This is a genomic window from Paenibacillus sp. GYB004 (assembly GCF_036577605.1).
Classification (GTDB): Bacteria; Bacillota; Bacilli; order Paenibacillales; family NBRC-103111; genus Paenibacillus_AB; species Paenibacillus_AB oceani.
In genome coordinates this window covers 1-18,220 of the sequence record NZ_JARBDB010000056.1, presented here as the reverse complement: position 1 = coordinate 18,220, position 18,220 = coordinate 1, and the positions used below count along the sequence as shown (strand labels likewise).

Sequence of the window (18,220 nt, the reverse complement as noted above, 5' to 3'; positions counted from 1 at the left end):
CTACCTCTCTAGTAACTATACCAAGACCGGCTGCAGAATTATTGCCTTTTCTTTTGATCGGGATAATCTTTTTTTACGATATTGTTCATTCGCACGAACATCCATTCCCGCCGGACCCGGGTTAGCGGACCAGCTCGCTTAAGAACGACAGCCGGTAAATTTGCTTCGGACGCCCCTTCGACTTCCCCTTCTCCTCGCCGATAATCTCGATAAGGCCGGAATCGAGCCAGGCAAGCAGAAACCGGTGAGTGCTGCGCACCGTAACGTCCAACACAGTCGCAAGCTCCTGCGCCGTATAATCGGTCTTGCCGAACCGGGTAACGTGGGCGACCAGCTTGCTCAAATACCCGGAGGTCAGCCCGGCCTCCTCCGCCCGCTTCAGCAAGTTCGCATCGATCAGCGACAGGTCGTACTCGTGCGGGTGCGTCATCTCGAGCGGACCGATCACGCTTTTGTCCTCCCGGACGATAAAGCAGATATCCCCGCCGCTTTCCTTGGAGTTGCGCAGCGCCAGCCGCGCATGGGTGCCCGCCTCGTTGGCCGACCGACCGAAGCCGATGCCGATGCTGAGCGACAGGCCGTAATATTTCTCGACGACCCGCGCCAGCGGGATCGACTTGTAGCCGCCGGTCTCGCGTTCGAAGATGCCGCGCGTCGTAATAAACAAATATTCGTTCCCGCCCAGATGCGTCAAATGCCCGTCCAGCGATTCGACGTACCCGAGCAGCATCCGGTGAATGTCCAGCTTCAGCCGCTGCACTTCGTGCTCCGACGCCTTTTTCTTCGCCAGCCGGTCGAATTCGTCCACATGGATAAACCCGACGACGATCTGCGATTCTTTGCTGCGGCGCGATTCGGTCGACAGCAGGGAACGCTCGAGAGCGACGATAATATCCTGATCGGTCGGCAGCACCCATTCGTTCGGGATGCCCTTCTCGGAAAGCCCCGCGGATACGGCCCCTACGCTCGTCAGCACCGCCTTCGCCTTGCCGCTGCTCACCTGCTCGGTGTGGAAATCGATAAGCGCCCCGCTAGCCGCAAGATCGGACCCCGGGTAATGAACGAGCTCTTTATACGGTTCCCCGAGCTCCTGGAACGCCCGCTCCACCGACTGCTTGGACAACGTATCGACCGACATCTCCTCCAGGCCGAACCGCCGTCCGATGCGGAACAAAGCGCGGTACAACCCGGTACCGGACAGCCTTACGTAATGCACCGGTATTTTGAAGTTGAGCTTCTGAACGGCCATCCGGTAAGGAACGGGCCCTGAGAACAGGATCACTTCCACATGATCCATCAGCTCCTTGGCGAGCTCCGGCGCTTCATCCTCCCGGCTGAACAAGCGGGTTACCGGATCAAACGACGGAAAGCCTTTGAGGCAATGCTCCATCTTTTCTCTTAGCTGCTCCGGACCGATAATTCCGATGGCGATACCTTTGGGAAATGGAGCCGTGTTCGTTTCGGCCATAATCCAGCCTCCAGACCTGTCATGTCGTATGATTCGTTAAGCAGCCGGCGAGCCGGTTTCAGGCTTCAGCCGCCGCTTAACCGCTTCAAGGCTACGGCCGCCAGAAGCGAAGCTCCGAGCGGCAAGCATGCTTCCTCGATGGTGAACTTCGGATGATGCAGTCCGTACGCGCGCTCCGCGCCTTCCTCCGGACCGGACCCCAGCCAGAAAAAGCATCCCGGCACCTGCTGCAAATAAAGCGAGAAGTCTTCTCCCGCCAGGGTTGGCGCCGCCTCGATCCGGTTGGCCGTGCCAATCGCCGCCTCCACGGTCTGCTCTACATGCGCCACGCACTCGTCGCTGCTTACCAGCACCGGAGTCATCTCCGTATAGGTAACCTCCGCTTTGCAGCGGTACGCTTCGGCGATCTGGCCTGCGATGCGGGTAATCCGCTCCTTCATCGACGCCTGCACGCGCGGGGAGAACGTCCGGATCGTACCGACCAGCGAAGCGCGGTGCGGGATAACGTTGTACGTGTCGCCCGCCTGCAGGCTGCCGATCGTCACGACGACCGGGTCAAACGGCGATATTTCGCGGCTAACCACGGTCTGCAGCCCCATCACGATGGCGGACGCCGCAACGACCGGATCGATGCTCTGGTCCGGGATCGCGCCGTGGCCGCCCTTGCCCTCGAGCGCGATTTCGATGCGGTCGACAGAACCCATCAGCGAACCGTAACGGGTAGCCACCTTGCCGGCCGCCAGCGTAGGCAGATTGTGCAAACCGTAAATCTCGTCGACGCCTTCGAGCGCGCCTTCCGCTATCATCATCCGGGCGCCCTGATTGATTTCTTCGGCCGATTGGAACAAGAACCGCACGTTCCCCTCGAGCTCGTCCTTGTGGTCCATCAATATACGCGCCGCTCCGAGCAGCATCGCCGTATGCGCGTCGTGACCGCACGCGTGCATAACGCCGCTGCGCTCCGAGGCGAACGGGACGCCGCTTTCCTCCTGGATCGGAAGCGCATCCATATCGGCCCGCAGCGCAATCGTTTTGCCGGGTTTGTCTCCGGCCAGCTCGGCCACAACACCGTGACCGCCTACGCCGGTTTTGACTTCATAGCCATATTCCCGCAAACGAGCCGCCACCTTGGCCGCCGTCTCCGACTCTTCCAGGCTCAGCTCGGGGTTGCGGTGCAGATCGCGCCGGAAATCGACCAGATCCTGCTCCATCCGTTCGCCCGCATCCAGTAAAGGACGCAGTAATGTCGCTTCTGTCATCGGCAGTGGTCCCTCCGTCCACATCAGTATATGAATGATAAAGCGGCCGCCGTTTCGGCGCCGCATATTCGGCTTCCAGCATGCGGTACACAGGAATCCGCCAACAACCGTTCTTTCAACCGGCAGGAGGCGGCACTGTATCCGGAGCAAATCGCCAGCGTGCTTGTACACGACTTACGGGATCGGCACCCCTTCCAAAATATTACCTCAAATGCAGCAAAAAGTCTCCTCACGTACGCGATCGGAGAACCGTTGCAGGCAAATCTATGGAGAACTGTGCGGAAACGGCGGCCGATAAGAGCTTTTAGCCGCTCTTATTGTGCACTTGATACAGGTGAATGAGAAAATAAGAGTCGTTTGCAGCCTCTATTTCCTCTAAAAAGCCGCTTTCGGAAGCCCGTGCCGCCAAATAGCAGGCTGAAACCGCTCTTATTTGGCGGCTAAGCCTCGATTTGAAGGAAATAAGAGGGACAAACCGCTCTTATCTCCTTCATCCCGGGCCTGAGCGGGGTCGCATCGGCATACAAGCTTCCAGGGGCGGCCGAGCCGCAAAGTAAGGCCGCACGCTAGCACAAACTCATCCGGCTTGTCGGCTTTGTTCAAAGATACGCCGTCGCAACCATGCGCCGCTTTACTTCACGCAACCGCTGGCTCCTCCAACGGACGCCGCCGCGCTCAGCTCGTCGGCTTGCCGGCTCCCGCATCGGCCGTTTCGGCTCCTGCGCCGGACGCCGCCGCTGCGCCTTGCTCCGTCTCCGCCTTCGCGCCGCCGGCGATGCCGGCTCCTTTGCGGGCCGCCTCGCCCGACTTTTGCTTCGGCGCGCCTTTGCGGTACAGTTGATCCATAATCTTCTGTCCGGTCGGTGTCTGGGCGAGTCCGCCCTTGGCTGTCTCGCGGTGCTTCTCCGGCATGCTCGTCCCGACCTCCAGCATCACCTGGATCACCTCGTCGGACGGTATGACGCTGCGTACGCCGGCCAGCGCCATGTCCGCCGCGGCGAGCGCGTTCACCGCGCCGAAGCCGTTGCGCACGATGCACGGCACTTCCACGAGCCCGCCTACCGGGTCGCAGATCAGGCCGAGCGTGTTTTTGAGCGCCAGCCCTACGGCGTGAGCCGCCTGTGCGGGCGTGCCGCCGCGCAGCTCCGTCATCGCGCCGGCCGCCATGCCGATCGCCGAGCCGACTTCCGCCTGGCAGCCGCCCTCGGCGCCGGAGACGAACGAATTGTTGGCGATGACGAAGCCGATCGCTCCAGCCGCGAACAACGCGTACGTCATCGTATCGTCGTCCCAGCCGAACCGTTTCTGCGAGCTGACGAATACGCCCGGAATAATACCGCACGAGCCCGCCGTCGGAGTAGCGATAATACGGCCCATCGACGCGTTCACTTCCGATACGGCCAACGCGTTCGCCATCGCTTCCGCCGCCACGTCGCCGACGGCCGCCTCATTGTGCTCCATATATTGCTTCACCCGCTGGGCGTCGCGGCCGGTCAGCCCGCTGCGGGAGGTCGTATCCTCGGTCAGTCCTTTGTGTACCGCTTCTTTCATGATGGCATAATACTCCGCCATCTTGCGGAACTGCTCCTGCTCGTCCTTGCCGGATTCCTTGGCTTGCTCCTCCAGCATCAGACGGCCGATCGATTTGTTCTCCCGCTCGCACAGTTCCACCAGCTGCTGCATCGTCCGAAATCTCATGCCGGATCGTCCCCCCTTTTTGCCGTCAAATCGACGAGACGCACATCTTGTACCGTACCAAGCCGGCCGATCTCAAGAATGACGTCGCCGGTCAGCGAGCTGTCCGTATCGATCACGGTGATCGCTTCGCCGCTCCGTCCTCTCCGGTCAACCGACATATGCCCGATGTTCACGTTTTCACGGCTAAGCACCCGGGTCGCATCCGCAATCATTCCCGGCCGGTCCTCATGGAACACGATCAGTGTCGGATACATCGCCGTAAACTTGACGTCGAACCCGTTCACTCCGAGCATCTCGATGTTGCCGCCGCCGATCGAGGCGCCGATCACCGTGATTTCGCGGTCTCCGGCACGGGCGACGATCTTGGCCGTATTCGGATGCGGAAAATGCCCCTTGCCTTCCTTAAATGCGATGTCAACACCGAGCTGTCCGGCAATCGTCAGCGAAGAGGGAATGCGCGGATCGTCGGTTTCGAAATCGAGCAGCCCGCCCACGATCGCAAGATCCGTTCCGTGTCCGCGGTACGTATCTGCAAATGAGCCGTAAAAATAAATGTCCGCTTTCTCGGGCAGTTCGCCGAGAATATGGCGCGCCACCCGCCCGATCCGGACCGCGCCCGCCGTATGGGAGCTCGAAGGCCCTACCATGGCCGGACCGATAATCGAAAAAACGTCTTTGAATCGCATCGCAAGTCCCCTCATTCGCCGCGTTATACGTATTACTGCTATTGTATTCGAAACGGACAAAAACGGACAGTAGTTATACTGTCCGCTTTTCGTTTGTCAATCTGCCAGCCATTCGTTCAGATGCTGCTTCACGAAGTCGTCGTCGTTCAGATGCGGATAATCGCGGTACATCCGGTCGATCTCTTCCGATTGTCCTTCGGACAACACTTCATGCGGGTTCAGGCACCAGGTTCCTTTCATCAGGCCCTGGCGGCGAAGCACCTCGTGAATGCCCGGGATGCAGCCTGCGAAGTTATGGGCCGGATCGAAAAACGCCGCATTCGTGTCGGTGACTTCGATATTGCGGGTGTTCCAGTCCGCGGACAGTGTCGCGTCGTTGCGAACCCGCTTCACTTCCTCCAGCAGCTCGACCGCTTTTTTCGTCCATACGCACCAGTGTCCGAGCAAGCCGCCGACGATTTTCTTCTCGACGGTCTTGCCGTCTACGTTAAACCGGTATGTCGTAAGCAAATCGCTTACGATGTTATCGTCGTTGCCCGTATACAGGGCGATCTCGTCGCGACGGCTCGAATACATGACCGCACGTACGACGTCGATCGTCTGGTACCTGTTGAACGGAGCGATCTTGATCGCGATGACGCCTTCGATCTCGGCCAGTTGACGCCAGAAGTTAAAGCTGAAAATACGTCCGCCTACCGAAGGCTGGAGATAGAAACCGATAACCGGAATTACTTCCGCGACGGCTTTGATCCGCTCGAGATGCTGCTCTTCGGTCCAGTCCTTCAGACCGCCCATGCTGACAAGGCCCGCGTCGTAGCCCAGCCCGACTGCGATATTCGACTCCTTCAGCGCCTGATCGGTCGGTCCGCATATGCCGGCGACTTTCAGGAAAGGACGGTCCAGCTTGGCCCGGTCCACCTCTTCGGCAGCCAGACGAAGGACCGGCTCGTACAAGTTATACTGCGGTTCGCGGATTTCGAACTGGGTCGAATGTACGCCTACGGCGACGCCGCCAGCTCCTGCCGCGATATAATAACGGGTCAGCGCGCGCTGATGCTTCTCATCCAATTTCCGCTCTTCGGTAAGCGCGAGCGGCTGCGCCGGAATGACCAGGCCGTCATGCAGCGCCTTCACTTGTTCCGGGCTTAAAGGTTTGCGGCTCATGGATTAATATTTCCCCTCTCTCTCCTGGAAGTGAGTCGGTTTGTTCCAGGTTTTGCCGTCCGCCGCTACCCAATCCGCGATCCAATCGAGCATCTGGGCGATCGTGACACGGGGATAGCCGAACGTCTTGTGCGCTTTCGAGCAGTTGCTCAGCAGTGCCGTATCCGATTCTTGTCCGACGATGTTCGCATCTACGCCTAGACGTTTGGCAAACTCGTTCGCCACCCAGCGAAGCGACAGCGTCTCAGGACCGGACATGTTGAACACGGCCGGAGGCGTGCTGCATACGTTCAGGCAGCGGAGCGCCCATTCGTTGGCGTCGCCCTGCCATACGACGTTGGCATGGCCCATCGAGACGTCGACCGGAAGGCCGGCTTTGACCGACTTGGCGATCTCGAGCAATACGCCGTAACGAAGATCGATCGCATAGTTCAGACGATAGATCGCCATCGGAATATCGTAACGGTGCGAGAAGCTTTCGAATACGCGTTCGCGGCCCAGGCAGGACATGCCGTACTCGCCGTTCGCTCCCGGAGGCGTATCTTCGGTCGCTCCGCCGGAGAATACCGGGGTCAGCGGGTATACGTTGCCGGTCGAGAATACGACGATGCGGGAGTTTCTGTACTTCTCGGCTACGCGGCCGGGCAAGTACGAGTTCATCGCCCAGGTGAAATGCTCGTTGCCGGTCGTTCCGAACTTGTTGCCGGCCATGTAAATGACGTTTTTGACGTCAGGCAGCTGCTGCAGCTGGTTGTCGTCCAGCAGGTCGACGGCGATCGTCTCGATCCCGTCAGCTTCCAGCTCGGCTTTCAGCTCTTTGTCGGAGAAGCGCGAAGCTCCATATATTTTTTTGTGCACGCCTGCTTGTTTTAGTGCATTTTGAGCCAGTCTCGCCAAGCTTGGTCCCATCTTGCCGCCGATCCCGAGCAGCATAATGTCTCCGTCGATCGCCGCGATGTCTTTTACCAGAGCCTCGGACGGCTCCGCCAATTTTGCCTCTAATTCAGCAATTGTTTTCATATCAGGACTCCCTTCGCTTTTCGGAATGGATAAAGTGCTTACCCTAAGAGTAAGGCATCCGCAGATTAAAAGACAAGTCTATTAAATGTCTATTAAACACCAGCCGCGCCCCGTCCCGAAAGCGATTCCATTCGCCCTATGCGATCCTTGCCTTCCCCGGCCGGCGAAACAGCCGGATTCGCCTCCGCGCCCTAAACCTGCGTGTCCGGAGACAGGTGCAGCTTGCGGTATTCCCGCGGCGACAACCCGCTGAACTTTTTGAACATCCGGTTGAACGAATTGATGTTCTGATAGCCGGAGCGCAAAGCGACGTCCTGAATTTTCAGATCAGTTTCGAGAAGCGCCCGCTTCGCCTCCCCGATCCGTACGCCGTTAATGTAATCCACAAAGTATTCTCCGGTTTTCTCCTTAAAATACGTCGACAAGTACCCGCCCGTAATATGGAGCTGCTCTGCGACGATATCCAGCGTAATATCCTGAGCAAAGTTCGTCTGCACATATTCGGTGACGAATTCGATGATCGGGTCCCCGCTTTTGCGGATGCTCCGGATCTCCTCGCAGGAGGCGACGATCAGCCGGCTGAAAAACATCCGGTATTGCCGGCCCGAATACAAGCCGTCGATCGGATTCGTCTCCGCGATCGCCTGCTCGGCCGCCCGTTCTTTCAGCCCGAACGCGTACATCGTCTTCCGCACCTTCTGCACGATATCGGCGGCAAATTCGCGGTATTGGCGGACCGACGCCTCCTTGCGCTCCATCAGCGACAGATGGCGGTCGAGCAAATGCAGCAGCTCCTGGGCGTTGCCTACCTGAAGATTCTCGTCGAACTGCCGCTCCTGCGCCTGGGTGAACAGCGAGGACGTCTGCCGTCCTGACGCCTCCCGGACGACTTGCGTCTCTTCGGTCAGCATCCGCTCCTGAAGCAGGCGGACCGTCTGCTCGTAAGCCCCGGTAAAGTCCGACGATTGCGGATACACCGGCGATACGGCGATCGTAAAGAAATAATAGTCCGCATCGTTGCCGAACATGCCCTGCAAGCTTTCCAGACACATCTCCAGCTTGGCGTCGTCCGGTTCACTCAGAACGGATACGATCTGGCGGTTCTCCATCTGCAGCGTCAGCGAACGCGGGAATTCGGAAGAGATTCCCTGGTTGATGCATTCCCGGATGAAGTAGGTCAGCCGGTCCGGGTCGTCCTGCATGTTTTCCCAGAACAGCGGTTTGTACGAGATCTCGAACACAAGAAACCGGAACGAATGGGCGGACAACGCGTCCATCCCCGCTCCGTGCGGGCCGTCGTATATTTTTTTGAGCTTGTTGATGTATCCGTACGATTCCAGCTTCGTAGTTTTGAGCACAAGATCCTGCTCGATTCGGGCGTTCGTCTTCTGCATATCGTCCAGCTTCCGGCCGATCAGCTCGAACTCGGGGATTCCTGTCGGAATCGAGACGTCCTTCCCGTCCGCCTGCTGGATCGAATTGACGATTTGCCTGACCGGACGGTTGAAGCGCACGCTGAACATAATCGAGAAGAAGACGCTTACAAGCAGCGCGGCCGCAAGCAGGGACAGCAGGATCAGATTGAGCTGCGAGATTTGCTCGAACATTCTCGAGACCGGAACGATGTTCATATAAGTAAATCCGCTGTGCCCGCCCGACTTCGTAAAATAGTACGTATGATCGACCAGCACACTCGCCTCGTCCCCGTCCGGCTTCCGCTCCGGCCGCGGCATGCCGGCCGGGATATCCCCTTTGGCGTAAACGGCGGTTCCCTGCTGATCGTAGATAATAAAATTCGGGTTGACCGACCGGTGGAACGCGTTATACAGCCTGTCCGCATCGAGCATCGCCACGATGTAGAAATCGTCGTACTGCCAATGCTTGATTACATACGGATAAAACTCGCCTTTGGAAATAGCTTCCCCCGTTTCAAAAAAGGGATTCTCGTAAAAGGTGGACGCCGCATACAGCCGCGATGTATACGCCTGACTGAACTGCTTCTGCCAAAACGAGCCGGGATACTCTTTGCTCGTATAAATTTTCTCGAAATAGACGCTGCGCTCCGCCGTTCCCGCTTTGCTCACCATCAGCCGGTTGTCCTTAAAGACAAGGAAGACGTTGTCGATATGCATCAGCGGATTGCCCACGACCTTCGTAATCTCCTGCTTGACCAGATCGTACAGCTCAAATCGCGAGTTCCCCGAGCTGTTGCGCAGCCTCGTTACGTTTTCGCTGAAATAAAGCGCATACATTTGCTTCTGAATAAGTTGGAAATGCTCCTCGTACCGTTCCGAGGCGAACCGGATGTTCTGCTCGTTGTACCGGATAATTTCGCTGCGGATATGGTTTTGATACATCGTATAGGAGAAAAAATACAGCGAAGCCAGAAGTACAATAACTGTCAAAAATCCGAGCAGCAGCCTAAACAGCAGCGAAGACCTTCTGGAGCGAAAACTGAAAAACTTCATCACACTTGTTCGACCCCCGGGCAAAAAACAGGATGTTATCGATCTATTCTTTCTCTACTTGTATGTACCATCATACATGACAAAGCCCCGTACTGAAAGGGCGGCGTGTTAAAACGGAATATGCAATTTTTCGAAAACTGATCTTATTTACGGATTTCGCAAAATGGTGGAAGATACGGAATAGCTATCGTTTCCTTCCGGTGGCCGGCGATGCTAAGATAAGGGCGTCAGAAACGGTGCAAGCGCTTGCACCTACCGGGCAACATACACCAATAGAAAGACGGGAGGACCTGCCAGATGAACAATGCCGGCTCGGCCGCCGCCCAATGGCCGGAAGCGCACACGCCCCTCAAGCCGAAACGGGGCCGTACGATATGGAAGAAAGCGATGCAAAGCAAATATTTGCTGCTGATGTTTTTGCCCTGCTTCCTCTATTATTTGATCTTCAAATATTTGCCGATGGGCGGCATCGTTATTTCGTTTAAAGATTACAACCTGTACAAAGGCATTTTGGAGAGCAAGTGGGTCGGCTTTAAATATTACGAAATGTTTTTTAAAAGCCCGGACTTCTGGATTTTGCTGCGCAATACGTTTTTGCTCGGCTTGTACAAGCTGGTGTTCGGATTTCCCGCGCCGATCCTGCTCGCCCTGCTGCTAAACGAAGTGAAGCAGGCGTTATTCAAACGGTTCGTCCAGACGGTCAGCTACTTGCCGCACTTCATTTCCAATGTGGTCGTGGCCGGTATGGTCATCATGTTCCTTTCCCCCTCGGGCGGAATGGTGAACAAAATTATCGAATCACTCGGGTTTACGCCGATTCATTTTATGGTCAATCCGGAACTGTTCCGCTCGATTTACGTCACCTCGGAAATTTGGCAGCATGTGGGCTGGGAGACGATCATTTATTTGGCCGCCCTCACCTCCATCGACCCGGCTCTGTACGAAGCCGCCGATATCGACGGCGCCAGCCGGTGGAACAAGCTGTGGAACGTGACGCTTCCGGGAATCGCCCCTGCGATTATTATCCTGTTCATTCTGAACGTAGGGCGCGTTCTGGAGATCGGCTTCGAGAAGGTGTTCCTGCTGTACAATCCGGCCACCTATTCCACTGCGGACATCTTAAGCACCTACGTGTACCGGACCGGACTAATCAACGGCAACTTCAGCTATGCGGCCGCCATCGATATGTTCACCGGAGTGATTTGCCTGATCTTCATTTACAGCGCCAACGCTTTGAGCCGCCGGATGTCGGAGACGAGCTTGTGGTAAGGAGGAGTTTGCTTGAAACGCAAAATTACGTTATTTTCCGTAGTGAATACGATCATTCTGCTTGGCCTCGTCGTCGTCACCCTGTATCCGTTCGTGCATATGGGCGCCGTATCGCTTAGCAGCAGCATTCACGTGCTCAAGGGGGAAGTCAGTTGGTTTCCGAAAGGCTTCCAGCTTGAAACGTACAAGTTGGTGCTGAGCGATCCCCGCATCGGCAAGGCGTACTGGAATACGATCGTATACGTGACGCTCGGCACCGCGATCTCGCTGGTGATCACTTCCCTCGGCGCTTACGCGCTCGCCAAAAAAACGATGCTGTTTCATCGCGGCTTTACGCTGGTCATCATCTTTACGATGTTTTTCAGCGGCGGGATGATTCCGACGTTTCTCGTCGTGAAGGAGCTCGGCGTGATGGATACGGTGTGGGGCATCGTCCTGCCCGGAGCGGTCAGCACCTGGAACCTGCTCATTATGCGCACGTTTTTCTCCGGCATTCCGGTTGAGCTGGAGGAGTCGGGGCGGATCGACGGCCTGAACGATATCGGCGTGTTTTTCCGCATCGTCGTTCCTTTGTCTCAAGCTGTCTTCGCTACGATCGGGCTGTTTTACGCCGTCGGGCTATGGAACAACTTTATGCTGCCGCTGCTGTATTTGCGCGATCCGGATCTGTTCCCGCTTCAAGTCATCCTGCGCAATATCGTGCTGGCCGGCCAGGTGAATCAGGCCGACGCCGCGGCGATCGGCGACAATGTCGTGCTGGAGGAATCGCTCAAGTACGCGACAATTATGGTATCCACCGTTCCCATTCTCCTGATCTACCCGTTCCTGCAGAAATATTTCGTCAAAGGTGTAATGATCGGGGCGGTCAAGGGGTAACGATACATCCAGACTTATCTTTCCACACTGGCATGGCATGGGGAAACAAACAGATCGACCTAAAAAAAGGAGAGGTTGCTTCATGAAAAAAGGGTATACGTCCGCCGGAATCATCGCTTTATGCGCTTCACTTCTGGCCGCATGCGGAGGAAAGGCAGCGGAAACGCCTCCAGCGACGGAGGGCAACGGGACTCCTGCGGAGAAATCGAAAAACACGTTCACCCTGCTGATGGCCGACCACCCGAACTGGCCTTACAACAAAGACTGGCCGGTCTGGAAATGGATCGAGGAGAAAACCGGAGCCAGCTTCCAGGTCCAGCTTCCATCGGGCGCTCTGAACGATACGATCAATCTGAATATCGCTTCGGGCAATATGCCGGATGTCACCTACTTCTCCAGCCGATTGGACGCCAATAAATTCGGCCAGCAGGGAGCGCTCGTCAACATTCTCGAGTACAAGGACAGCATGCCGAACCTGCAGGCATGGATGAAGAAATACCCGGAGATTACCCAGTCGTCGCTCGCCGCCAACGGCGCGATGTATATGCTGCCTAACGAAGGGTTCGGCGAGACGAACCGTTCGATCTGGATGTACCGCGAAGATGTGTTCAAGAAGCACGGCCTGGCCGCTCCGACCAACTACGACGAGCTGATTACGGTCGCCAAAAAACTGAAGGAGCTGTATCCGGGCAGCTATCCGTTCTCGTTCCGCAGCGGCAGCAACCTTGGGATTCTCGGCTTCACCGCCGCCCAGTTCGGCACCCATAACACGTTTTTCCTCGACGAGAAAACCGGCAAGGCCCGTTACGGCCCTACCGAAGACAGCTTTAAGAAGATGATCGAATTTTTCCACCGGATGCATAAGGAAGGGTTAATGCCGCCGGATTGGCTGACGGTTAACGTCCAGCAGTGGCAGAACATGGTGTCCAACAACCAGACGTTCCTCATTCTCGATTTTATTGGCCGTCTCGACCTGTTCAACATTCCGATGCGCCAGACGAACCCAAGCTTCAATCTCGCTTACATGACGCCTCCGGAAGGCGTTCCAGGCTTCAAGGTGAATCCGTATACGCACGTTCTCGAATCGGGCCTGGCGATCTCCTCCCGTTCCCCGAAAATCAAGCAGGCGCTCGCAACCTACGACTGGTTCTACAGCGAAGAAGCGAAACAGCTGCTCAGCTGGGGAAAAGAAGGAGAAGTATACGAGAACGGAAACAAGAAGCTGCGTGCGGAATATCTCGACGTTACCGACGTTCGCAAAAAGACCGGTCTGGCGACCAACGCCACCTACATGTGGTTCGATTACGACGCCCACCTCGTTCCGGCGACGCAGGAGCAGAGAGACGCTTACACGCAGGCGCGCAAGCACGACAGCATCTACCGCGTGAAGCCGCAATATGCGGAGGACGAGCTGGCTAACGTGTCGCTGCTGCAGGCCGCCGTCGACAAACACCGCAACGAGCAGTTGACCCGGTTCATTCTGGGCGAACGCAGCCTCGATCAGTGGGACCAGTATGTCGCGGAGGCGAATAAGCTGGGGCTGGACGAGCTGATGAAAATCACGCAGAAAGCGTACGACAGGCTTCGCTAATCGTCGCCAAGCGCTTATAATAATAAGGAAAGGACGCCATGAGGGGAGCACTGCTGCCTACCTTCATGGCGTTCCGGTTTCCGCAGCCTAAGGACACGATCTATCGAATCCAAGGAGGAAGTCATGATGAAGGAGCGTTATTCCGCGCAATTTGCGGCCGACGGCGCCTGGTGCTTTTTTGCTGATCCCCGGGCCGTTTATTATGAAGGGAAGCACCGGAGAACGTACGTAGGCTGGCTTACCGCGCAAGGGGACGTGATGGCGGGGGTTTACGACCATCGCACGGGCGCGGCCGAATCGGTCGTCGTAAAGCCCGGGCTGCAGAAGGACGATCATGCCAATCCTTCTCTGTATATCGACGACCGGGGCCGGATCACGATCTTTTATTCGGCGCACAACGGATCGGCTATGTATTACCGGACGACGGAAACAAGCGAGGAGTTGTCCTCGCTCGGAGCGGAGCATCTGCTGCCCGCCAATACGGAAGGAAAGAAAGGGTATACGTATCCGACCCCGATTTATTTGCGCCAAGAGCGATTGTTTTATTTATTTTGGCGCGGCGGCAACTTCAAGCCGAACTTTAGCGTAAGCTCCTCGTTGTACGAGCACGACTGGTCCGAAGCGCAAACGCTGATTATGGACGAAGGCCAGCGCCCATACATTCGTTATGCCTCGAACGGAGAGGATACGATTCATTTCGCCTCTACCGACGGTCATCCGAATGTGGAGCCGCACAACAGCATCTACTATGCCCGTTACCGCGACGGCGCTTATTACAAAGCGGACGGCACGAAGGTGAAGCCCGCCTCCGAGCTGCCCTTGAAGCTGTCCGAGCTTGACGTCGTCTACGACGGCAAGGCCGAAGGCCGCAACGCCTGGATCTGGGACGTCTCGTTCGACCGGGAAGGCCATCCGGTCATCGTATACGCCGTATTCGTCTCCGAAACGGATCACCGTTATTATTACAGCATATGGAACGGCGACCGCTGGGAGACGAATGAAATCGCCGCCGCCGGATCGTGGTTTCCGCAAACGCCGGAAGGCAAAAAGGAAACGGAAACGTATTACTCCGGAGGCATCGTTCTCGATTCCCGGAGCCCGGACACCGTCTATGTGTCCCGTCCGGTTAACGGCGTGTTCGAGATTGAGCGGCATCATACGGCCGATCTCGGGCGGACTTGGACGTCGGCCCCCGTTACGTCGGGCTCGTCCTCGAATCAGGTCCGGCCGTTCCTGGCCCGTAACTACAGCGATGACGAAGCACTTCTGTTGTGGATGAGCGGCGACTACATCCACTTTACGGATTACCGGACGTCGCTTCAGATGACGCTGGTGAAGCCGGGGGAAAATCTGCACCGGTAGCAGGCACATATGCCCGGCTCTGGATTGGACACGACGCGAATTGCATACCAAGAGGACCGTCCGGATGTTGCTTCCGGACGGTCTTTCGGTTGATCCCGCTCCAAGGCCCCTGGCCCAAGCCTGGCAGCGATCGGCCGCTTTGGCCCGAGATCAAAGGTTTTCTGTCCGCGGAGCCGCCGCTAGCCGGCTTTTGGGGAATCGCAGGACGCCTCTCCGCAACAAACGAGGCCGTCCGGACTTCAAGAGGTTCGTTTGTTGTTTTTGTCAGCTCGGCCCGGGCTGCAGCAAACAGTCGAAGTAATAAGAGACGACCGCAGTAATCCGCGCTCTCGTAACCTCGTCCGGGCAGATGACGCCGTGTACGACGAGACCGTCTACTATGGCGAACAGCTTCTCCGCCTCCAGCTCCTCGTTCACGCCGGGCTTCATCATGCCCTTCTCCGCCAAGGTGGCGATAAACATGCGGAACAGATTGCGCAGGGAATCGTAGATTTCCCGGTTCAACGATTTCAATGCCGGGTCGGCCACCGCCTTGCCCGCGAAAGCCATCCACACCTCGCATTCCGCCAGCCTTTCATCGTCCAGCGGTACGAGTTCCGCAATGATGTTCTCCATATCTTGACGGGGGTCCCCGGACCATGACGTTGTCGTTATACGCTCATAGACCCGATCGGAAACAAGCCGCATCGAGAAGGCGAGCAGCTCCGACTGGGTCGTAAAATAGTGCCGCAGGGAACCAAGCGACATCCCCGCCTCTTCCGCTACGTTACGGACGGACACCCCGTCTATTCCGACGCGGCGTATGACACGCCAAGCCGCTTCCGCGAGCAAAACGCGACGTTTATCGTGATCGACTATTTTAGGCATGAGTCGATTATATCACCGTTGTTTTTATGATACAACCGTGCTAAAATAACATTGTAATACAGTTGTATTAAATAAAAGTCGTACGTGTAAGGAGTTTGCTTCCTATGATTGCAGCCTTTATTGTCGCTTGTGAAATCGGTTTTTGGGTATTCGTTCTCTCCGGCTTGTTGTGCCGGTATGTATGGAATCGCAAACGTCTGGGCGGCCTTCTGCTCTTGTGCACGCCGCTCGTCGATCTCGCCCTGCTAATCGCCACCGTGATCGATCTTCGGAGCGGCGCCACGGCGGGTTTCGCTCACGGCGCGGCCGCCATCTATATCGGCGTCTCCATCGCCTTCGGCCATCAGATGGTGAGATGGGCGGACGTCCGGTTTGCGCACCGTTTTGCCGGAGGACCGGTGCCGGTGAAGGCGCCGAAGTACGGCTCGGCTCACGCCCGCTACCAGATCGGCCAGGCACTCCGTCATGGCGTCGCATGGATCATCGGTGTAGTTCTGTTATTCGCCATCGTTTTGTTTACCGGCGACGATAGCCGCACGGCCGCGTTATCCGGTACGATCCGCGTCTGGTCGATCGTGCTTGTGATCGATCTTGCCTTCGCCTTCAGCTATTTGATCTGGCCCAAGAAGGAAAAAGGCGCAAGCTCGTGAGAGCGCGCCTTTTGATGGTGTGCGGACCGCCATTCGGGGGCCGCCGGATTGTCAACCGGCCGTCCCCCATTCCATCCCGGATCAGGCGAGTATCGTCTAAACCTACTTTTTCCCCTGCTTTTCCTTCTCCGCCGCAATTGCCTTCTTCAGCAGTTCGTCGGCCTCCCGCAAGGCGGAATTAATGTCCATCTGATTGGTCGCCACTTTCTGGAACTGGCCGGACATCGTATTTTGCTGCGTTCCGAGGGCAATGTCCACCAGCCCCGGGGCCCGTTTCGGCGTAGCCGGAATCGGCGGAAGCGTCGTGAGCGCTTTCATGTTTTTGGTGCCGTAGACCGGATGATCTTTGCCGAGTGCGTCGATAATTTCTTTTTTCACAAGAGTCGTCGGAATGCCGTTTTTGGAATCCTGCATCTGGATTTCGTCGGACAGCATCTCCATCATCACCTCGAACGCCTCTTCCTTATGCTTGCTCTGATTCGTAATCGCCCAGTAAGCGGGACCGCGCTGACCCATCATTTTCGGCGCGCCGTTGATCAGCGGTGCCGAGACAATATCCCAGTTCACTTCCGGCGGAATGATAAGGTAGATGTTATGCTGATTGATCTGCATCGCCACGTTCCCTTTGCTGAACGCGTTGTTTTCGTCCGCGACCGTCTTGGCGATCTGGTTGTTCGGAATATCGTAAAACCGCTTTAAAGTCTCGAACAGCCCTTTCCATTTGTCCATACCGGACAATCCGTCCACCTTCGGGTCCAGAATCGGGAGCGACATCGGATTGTCGCGCATAAAGGCCATCGTATTGGCGCTTAATCCGCGATATATCGTACCGCCGTCCGATCGGCTCATTTTCTTGGCGAGCTCGTAAACTTCGTCCAGCGTCATGCCGTCCTTCGGATACGGAACTCCGAACTTGTCGAACAGATCTTTGTTGTAGTATAACACTTGCGGAAAATACGGCGGTACCGGGAGGCCATACACTTCACCCGATCCGATTACGTCGATAATTTCTTGCGTAAACACTTTATTGAAACGGTTCATGTCGTACTTGTACTGCTTGATCAGATCGCGCAAGTCGTAGGCGAGTCCCATATCCAAATAATTGGTCCGGATCGTCGGAATATCCAGCCTGTACAGATCTGGGATTTCCCCGCGCGACACCAGCTCCGCGATGCTGTTTCCTTGTCCGCTGGTCGTATATTTAAAAGTGATATGCGGAAACTTCGCTTCGAGCGTTTTTCTCCATCTGTCGTCGAATTCTTTGGCGCTCACTCCCGGCGCGTAGATCGACATCTCATAAGGGTCTTTCTTCTTCACCGGAGGCGGCGCAGCCGTATCGCCCCCCTGATTGCCGCCCTGCTGACCGCCGCAGCCTGCAGCCAATAATGCCGAACACAGAAATAAAGCAGTTCCTTTCATTTTGAACGAAGTTGCTCTCATATCCCGGCCTCCCTCTTTAATTAGCATACTTGCACTTGCCTGTTGCGATATCCAGCCGCAGCTTCGCCGAAGCCGCCTCTGTCGCGATTATTGCCGAACCCTGATCACCTCCAGATAAGGTATAAAAGAAGCTTTTATAACGAAGCCTCTGCCACGTCGATCGCCCGTGCGCATAAGCGGCGGCTTTTCTTGCGAGCGGAAAGGAGACTGCTTGGCTAAAACCCATCCTTTCCCGGCTCTAAAGAATATCTTTTTAACGAAGCCTCTGCCTCTGCCTCCGCCACGCTCGAATGTCACTGTGTAGGTCGTAGCTTTTCTTGCGAACAGGAGTCAGCTTGGCTGAAACAAAATGCACGCGGGCTAAAAACACAATAAGAGTCTTTCGCACCCTCTATTTTCGGC

Annotated in this window: 14 protein-coding genes; 5 read left to right on the top strand and 9 right to left on the bottom strand. The window is 56.5% G+C overall.

Annotated elements, in window-relative coordinates; genetic code table 11:
- Window positions 1-121 precede the first annotated feature (121 nt).
- The 7 genes from PV433_RS23315 to PV433_RS23285 all read right to left on the bottom strand — a co-directional run bounded on the left by PV433_RS23315 (window position 122) and on the right by PV433_RS23285 (window position 9,763).
- A complete protein-coding gene (locus PV433_RS23315) occupies window positions 122-1,468 on the bottom strand; it encodes a hypothetical protein (protein WP_332074432.1) in 1,347 nt (448 codons plus the stop codon).
- A gap of 65 nt (window positions 1,469-1,533) precedes the next feature.
- Window positions 1,534-2,727: a M20 metallopeptidase family protein gene (locus PV433_RS23310; protein ID WP_332074431.1), complete on the bottom strand. Its 1,194-nt coding sequence runs from the start codon at window positions 2,725-2,727 to the stop codon at window positions 1,534-1,536.
- A gap of 675 nt (window positions 2,728-3,402) precedes the next feature.
- Window positions 3,403-4,425: an L-serine ammonia-lyase, iron-sulfur-dependent, subunit alpha gene (gene sdaAA, locus PV433_RS23305; protein WP_332074430.1), complete on the bottom strand. Its 1,023-nt coding sequence runs from the start codon at window positions 4,423-4,425 to the stop codon at window positions 3,403-3,405.
- A complete protein-coding gene (gene sdaAB / locus PV433_RS23300; RefSeq protein ID WP_332074429.1) occupies window positions 4,422-5,111 on the bottom strand; it encodes an L-serine ammonia-lyase, iron-sulfur-dependent subunit beta in 690 nt (229 codons plus the stop codon). Before sdaAB ends, sdaAA begins: the two co-directional genes overlap by 4 nt.
- Window positions 5,112-5,207: 96 nt before the next feature.
- The gene (locus PV433_RS23295) at window positions 5,208-6,275 is read right to left on the bottom strand and encodes a dihydrodipicolinate synthase family protein (protein ID WP_332074428.1); all 1,068 of its coding nucleotides are present in this window, start codon (window positions 6,273-6,275) and stop codon (window positions 5,208-5,210) included.
- A gap of 3 nt (window positions 6,276-6,278) precedes the next feature.
- Window positions 6,279-7,295 carry an NAD-dependent epimerase/dehydratase family protein gene (locus tag PV433_RS23290; protein WP_332074427.1) on the bottom strand — a complete coding sequence of 339 codons (1,017 nt, stop codon included), beginning with the start codon at window positions 7,293-7,295 and terminating at the stop codon, window positions 6,279-6,281.
- 191 nt (window positions 7,296-7,486) lie between these two features.
- A complete protein-coding gene (locus tag PV433_RS23285; protein WP_332074450.1) occupies window positions 7,487-9,763 on the bottom strand; it encodes a helix-turn-helix domain-containing protein in 2,277 nt (758 codons plus the stop codon).
- A gap of 387 nt (window positions 9,764-10,150) precedes the next feature.
- Between PV433_RS23285 and PV433_RS23280 the strand changes: the two genes are divergently transcribed.
- The 4 genes from PV433_RS23280 (at window position 10,151) to PV433_RS23265 (ending at window position 14,861) form a co-directional block, all read left to right on the top strand.
- A complete protein-coding gene (locus tag PV433_RS23280) occupies window positions 10,151-11,032 on the top strand; it encodes an ABC transporter permease (RefSeq protein WP_332074449.1) in 882 nt (293 codons plus the stop codon).
- 12 nt (window positions 11,033-11,044) lie between these two features.
- On the top strand, window positions 11,045-11,908 hold the full coding sequence (locus PV433_RS23275) for a carbohydrate ABC transporter permease (protein WP_332074426.1): 864 nt from the start codon (window positions 11,045-11,047) through the stop codon (window positions 11,906-11,908).
- An 82-nt stretch (window positions 11,909-11,990) separates the two neighbouring features.
- Window positions 11,991-13,499 (top strand): extracellular solute-binding protein, encoded by a 1,509-nt coding sequence (locus PV433_RS23270; RefSeq protein WP_332074425.1) that lies wholly within the window; start codon window positions 11,991-11,993, stop codon window positions 13,497-13,499.
- Window positions 13,500-13,622: 123 nt separating this feature from the next.
- The gene (locus PV433_RS23265; RefSeq protein WP_332074424.1) at window positions 13,623-14,861 is read left to right on the top strand and encodes a BNR-4 repeat-containing protein; all 1,239 of its coding nucleotides are present in this window, start codon (window positions 13,623-13,625) and stop codon (window positions 14,859-14,861) included.
- Window positions 14,862-15,125: 264 nt separating this feature from the next.
- Here PV433_RS23265 and PV433_RS23260 read toward each other — a convergent pair whose 3' ends face one another.
- On the bottom strand, window positions 15,126-15,728 hold the full coding sequence (locus tag PV433_RS23260) for a TetR/AcrR family transcriptional regulator (RefSeq protein ID WP_332074423.1): 603 nt from the start codon (window positions 15,726-15,728) through the stop codon (window positions 15,126-15,128).
- Between the two features lie 104 nt (window positions 15,729-15,832).
- On the opposite strand from PV433_RS23260, the gene PV433_RS23255 reads away from it, so the two are divergent.
- Window positions 15,833-16,378 carry a hypothetical protein gene (locus PV433_RS23255; protein WP_332074422.1) on the top strand — a complete coding sequence of 182 codons (546 nt, stop codon included), beginning with the start codon at window positions 15,833-15,835 and terminating at the stop codon, window positions 16,376-16,378.
- Window positions 16,379-16,480: 102 nt separating this feature from the next.
- Here the strand turns inward: PV433_RS23255 and PV433_RS23250 are convergent, their stop codons facing one another.
- Window positions 16,481-17,818 (bottom strand): ABC transporter substrate-binding protein, encoded by a 1,338-nt coding sequence (locus tag PV433_RS23250; protein WP_332074421.1) that lies wholly within the window; start codon window positions 17,816-17,818, stop codon window positions 16,481-16,483.
- Window positions 17,819-18,220 lie beyond the last annotated feature (402 nt).